A 4,224-nucleotide genomic window follows, 5' to 3' on the forward strand; every position below is an offset into this window, starting at 1 on the left:
GTTCTTCGCCGGCCATCGCGGCATCGGCGACCGCGCATGCGGTGACGCTCAGCGCCAGCGGTCCAATCGAATCCAGCGTTGCCGACAATGGGTAGGCGCCGGTCAATGGCACGCGCCGCGCCGTCGGCTTGAAGCCGACGACGCCGTTCAGCGATGCCGGTATGCGCACCGAACCGCCCGTATCCGAGCCAATGGCGATGTCGCAGGTGCCTTCGCCGACCGAAACGCCGGCGCCCGAAGACGAACCTCCCGGGATACGGCTGGCATCCATCGCATTGCCGGGCGTGCCATAGTGCTGGTTGTCACCGATCGCGGTGAAGGCGAATTCGGTCATGTTGGTCTTGCCGACGATGACCGCGCCGGCCTGCCGCAGCCGGCTGACGATCACGGCATCGCGCAAGGCGGGCGCGGCGGTCTTGAGCATCAGCGAGCCGGCCGTGGTTGGCTCGCCGGCGACATCGAACAAATCCTTGATCGAGACGATGGTGCCGTCGAGCGGCCCGAGCGTCACGCCGGCTTGGCTGCGCGCATCGCTGGCATCGGCCGCGGCCCTCGCGGCTTCGGCATAGAGCTTCGTGAACACACGCTCTTCGCCGGCACGGGCGGCGAGGCGCGCAAGGATGATTTCCAGATGATCACGGACGGATTGCATTTTCGGTGTCGGACTCCGGACGCCCTGAACGTCTTAAGGGATAGCGGCCAGTGCCTGGCTTGCCGAGACTTAACCCGGCGCAGACGGTTTTGCACCCTGTCGAATGCGAGGAACAAAGGCAGTTGCCACTGCGGCAAGGTCGCCTTCGAATTCAAGGCCGAACTGACCAGCGCCATCAGGTGCAATTGCTCGATCTGCTCGCGCAAGGGCGCCCTGTTGTGTGCCATCCCGCACGGGACCTTGCGGGTCCTGGCCTGGGGCGACGATTTGGGCACCTACACATTCGGCAATCATGCCATCGCGCACCGGTTCTGCCGGGCCTGCGGCATCCATCCCTTTGCGGAGGATGTCCGCGAGGGCCGTGAACGCAGCGCCTACATCAACATCAACTGCGTGGCCGATCTCGACCCCTCGACCCTGTCGGTCTTCGATTTCGACGGGCGGTCGGCCTGAGTTCGTTCGTCGCTGCCGTCACAACGGCGTCGACCCGAAAACCGTGATGGTTCTCGGGCCGACGCGCAGGTGTCAGGGAAGCCTGATTGCGGCGAGGCTACTCGGCCTGCTTCGGGCCGCGCAGGAACACCACGCTGGCCGCCAGCAATGTCGCCGCGCCGCAATGGGCGAAGGCACTGGCGACGCCGGTGTGGTCGACCAGCAGGCCGCCGAAGACGGCGCCGAGCGCGATCGCCACCTGGAACGTCGCCACCATCAGTCCGCCGGCGCTTTCTGCCTGGTCGGGTGCTGCCCGCACCAGCCAGCTCTGCAGCCCGACCGGAACCGCGCCGAAAGCAAAGCCCCAGACCGCAACGGCGGCAGCGGCGATCGTCGGCGAAGCTCCGAAAACCAGCATCGAGGCGGCGGCCGGTGCGATCAGCAAGGGCGCCAGCCCAACGGCTGCCTTGAGGCTGCGCTCGGCCAGGATGCCGCCGGCGACATTGCCGAAGAAGCCGCCAATGCCATAGGCCAGCAGCACCAGCGAGATCGTCTCGATGTCGAGCACGGGGACCTTCTCGAGGAAGGGACGGACATAGGTGAAGCCGGCAAAGTGTCACGAAGCGACCAGCAGCGCCACTCTGATCGACGGACGCTTCAGCACGTCGAGCAAGGTGCGGAAGCTTGCCACACCCACGGGGGGCAATTTCGGAATGGTGGCCAGCTGCACCAGCAGCGCCAGGGCGGCGACCACGGTCGCAATCATGAAGGCCGTGCGCCAGCCCCAGATGTCACCGACATAGGCGCCGACCGACGCCGCACAGACGGTCGCCAGCGAAACGCCGGTCAGGATGATCGACATGGCGCGCGGCATCAATCGCATCGGCACCAGCCGCAGCGCGGCCGTGGATCGCTGGGTCTGGATGAATTGCCAAGCCTTCCGGACGCAATGCCATTGCCGGGCCACCCGCATGCAATAGCTTGCCAGAACCAGGCAGCGAGAGGCCGGCGGCAAGCCGGTCCGAAGAGGAGAACCAATGCCAAATCATCCGAAGCTCATCGCACTCGCCGTCATGCTTGCGGTTCCCGGGCGCGCCTTTGCCCTCGAGGACAGCTACCTGCCGGCCGACAAGATCCCCTATATGGCGGAAGTACCCGACCAGCCGCATCGTCTTGGCCCATTGTGGGGCGAGCGGGCCAAGGGTCCGGCAGGCACGTTGCTGAAGGTTCCCGGCAACTGGCGCGCACCGGTCCATGCGCACACCGCGGATTATCGTGCGGTGGTCATAAAGAGGATGTGGGCGCACTGGCAGATGGATGGCGGCGAGGCGACCAAGGTCGAACTGCCTCCTGGATCCTACTGGACCCAGAAAGCCAATGAGATGCATGACGACGCCTGCGTCTCCGACACGGAATGCGTGATCCTGCTGATCAACGACACGCCCTACGAAACCTACTTCCAGAAATAGGCTCGCATGCAGCCTATGAGGCGTGTCGCAAGCTGACGCCGCTGCCCTTGTCGAACAGCACCACCTTGTCGGGGTTCCAGGCAAAGCGCACCGCCTGCTCGATGGCGACATCGGTCCTGGCCGGCACGGTGGCACGCAGTGTCGTGTCGCCGACGCGCAGCGTCAGGATCTTTTCGACGCCGTGGTTCTCGACGTCGTGGACACGCGCCTCGACCGGCGCGCCGCTCTCGAGATGGACGTCCTCGGGACGAATGCCGAAGACGAGCGGGCGACCATCGGTCGCCCCGCCCGCCTTGGCACCCCCTGAAAAAGGCAATTCGAAATTCAGCGGCGCCATCACCGCGCGGCCGTTCACGAGCTTGCCGTCGATGAGGTTCATCGGCGGCGAGCCGACGAAGCTCGCCACATAGGTGTCGCGTGGATTGTTGTAGATCTCATGCGGTGTGCCGGTCTGGACGATTCGGCCATGGTTGAGCACGCCGACCTTGTCACCCATCGACATCGCCTCGATCTGATCGTGGGTGACGAACAGGAAGGTGGCGCCGAGCTGTATCTGCAGGTTCTTCAGTTCAGTCCGCAGCGCCTCGCGCAGCTTGGCGTCGAGCGCAGACAGCGGCTCGTCCATCAGGAACACACGCGGCTTGCGCACGATGGCGCGGCCGATCGAGACGCGCTGCATCTCGCCGCCGGACAGCCGATCCGTCTTGCGGTCGAGCAGATGCTCGATCCGCAGCGTACGGGCGGCACGGTCGACACGGTCCTTGATCTCGGCGTCGGGCAGCCGGCGAATTTTCGGCTTCAGCGGGAATTCGAGATTTTCGCGCACCGTGTAGCGCGGATAGAGCGAATATTGCTGCAGCACCAGCGCCACGTCACGCTCGGCCGCACCCCAGTCGGCAACGTCGACGCCGTCGATGAAGACCTGGCCTTCGCTGGGCTTTTCCAAGCCGGCGATAAGCCGCAGCGTCGTCGTCTTGCCGGCGCCCGTCTCGCCCAGCAGCACGAAGAACTCGCCATCGGCAATATCGAGATCGAGCCCGGTGAGCGCCGTGTGGTTGCCGAAGGTCTTTGAGATGTTCTTGAGCTGGATATGGGCCATCAGAGTCTCACCTCGAGCGACTTGCCGCTTGCCTTGTCGAAGAAATGCGCCTGGGTCGGGTCGATCCTGGCGAAGACCCTTTCACCGGGTCCGGCAACGAAGCCGCTCTTGGTGCGGGCCCGCAGCAACTCGGTTCCGACCTTGAGATCGACGATGTCGAAGGAGCCGAGCGGCTCGACGATATGCGTGTCGACAGGCACGAAGCCCTCGGTCGCCTCGCGCCGAATGAGCACGCCCTCCGGGCGAATGCCCAGCGCGAGCTCCCGCCCGGCATGGCCGTTGAGCTTCGACAGCAATGCCTGCGGAAATTCGAAGCCAGAAGCCGCGCCGCCGACCGTTACCGAGACCGCGGATCCGGTCTCGGCGACTGCGGCATCGGTGACATTCATCACCGGGCTGCCGACGAATTGCGCCACGAACAGATTTGCCGGCTGCGAATAGACCTCGTCGGGCGTGCCGACCTGTTGCAAGACGCCTGCGTGCATGATGACGATGCGGTCGGCCAGGCTCATGGCCTCGATCTGGTCGTGCGTGACATAGATGGTGGTCGAGCCCTGCTTGATGTGCAGCCG

At 65.1% G+C, this 4,224-nt stretch carries 4 protein-coding genes and 2 pseudogenes; 2 read left to right on the forward strand and 4 right to left on the reverse strand.

Annotation, left to right across the window (positions count from 1 at the left end):
• Window positions 1-652: amidase family protein (locus EN925_RS25455; protein ID WP_245487294.1), on the reverse strand; the 652-nt coding region annotated here is incomplete at its 3' end.
• 174 nt (window positions 653-826) lie between these two features.
• Between EN925_RS25455 and EN925_RS25460 the strand changes: the two genes are divergently transcribed.
• Window positions 827-1,105: a GFA family protein gene (locus tag EN925_RS25460; protein WP_128278686.1), complete on the forward strand. Its 279-nt coding sequence runs from the start codon at window positions 827-829 to the stop codon at window positions 1,103-1,105.
• A gap of 97 nt (window positions 1,106-1,202) precedes the next feature.
• Here the strand turns inward: EN925_RS25460 and EN925_RS25465 are convergent.
• Window positions 1,203-1,985, reverse strand: a pseudogene (locus EN925_RS25465) (MFS transporter); the annotation flags it as partial.
• Between the two features lie 136 nt (window positions 1,986-2,121).
• On the opposite strand from EN925_RS25465, the gene EN925_RS25470 reads away from it, so the two are divergent.
• Window positions 2,122-2,553, forward strand: a complete 432-nt coding sequence (locus EN925_RS25470) for a DUF4437 domain-containing protein (protein WP_127385127.1) — start codon at window positions 2,122-2,124, stop codon at window positions 2,551-2,553.
• 13 nt (window positions 2,554-2,566) lie between these two features.
• Here EN925_RS25470 and EN925_RS25475 read toward each other — a convergent pair whose 3' ends face one another.
• Both EN925_RS25475 and EN925_RS25480 read right to left on the reverse strand, forming a co-directional pair.
• Window positions 2,567-3,652, reverse strand: a complete 1,086-nt coding sequence (locus EN925_RS25475) for an ABC transporter ATP-binding protein (protein ID WP_127366117.1) — start codon at window positions 3,650-3,652, stop codon at window positions 2,567-2,569.
• Window positions 3,652-4,224 (reverse strand): annotated as a pseudogene (locus EN925_RS25480) (TOBE domain-containing protein); the annotation flags it as partial. The gene EN925_RS25475 and the pseudogene EN925_RS25480, both read right to left, overlap by 1 nt.

This window comes from Mesorhizobium sp. M7A.F.Ca.US.006.04.2.1 (assembly GCF_004022915.1).
GTDB classification, from domain to species: domain Bacteria; phylum Pseudomonadota; class Alphaproteobacteria; order Rhizobiales; family Rhizobiaceae; genus Mesorhizobium; species Mesorhizobium ciceri.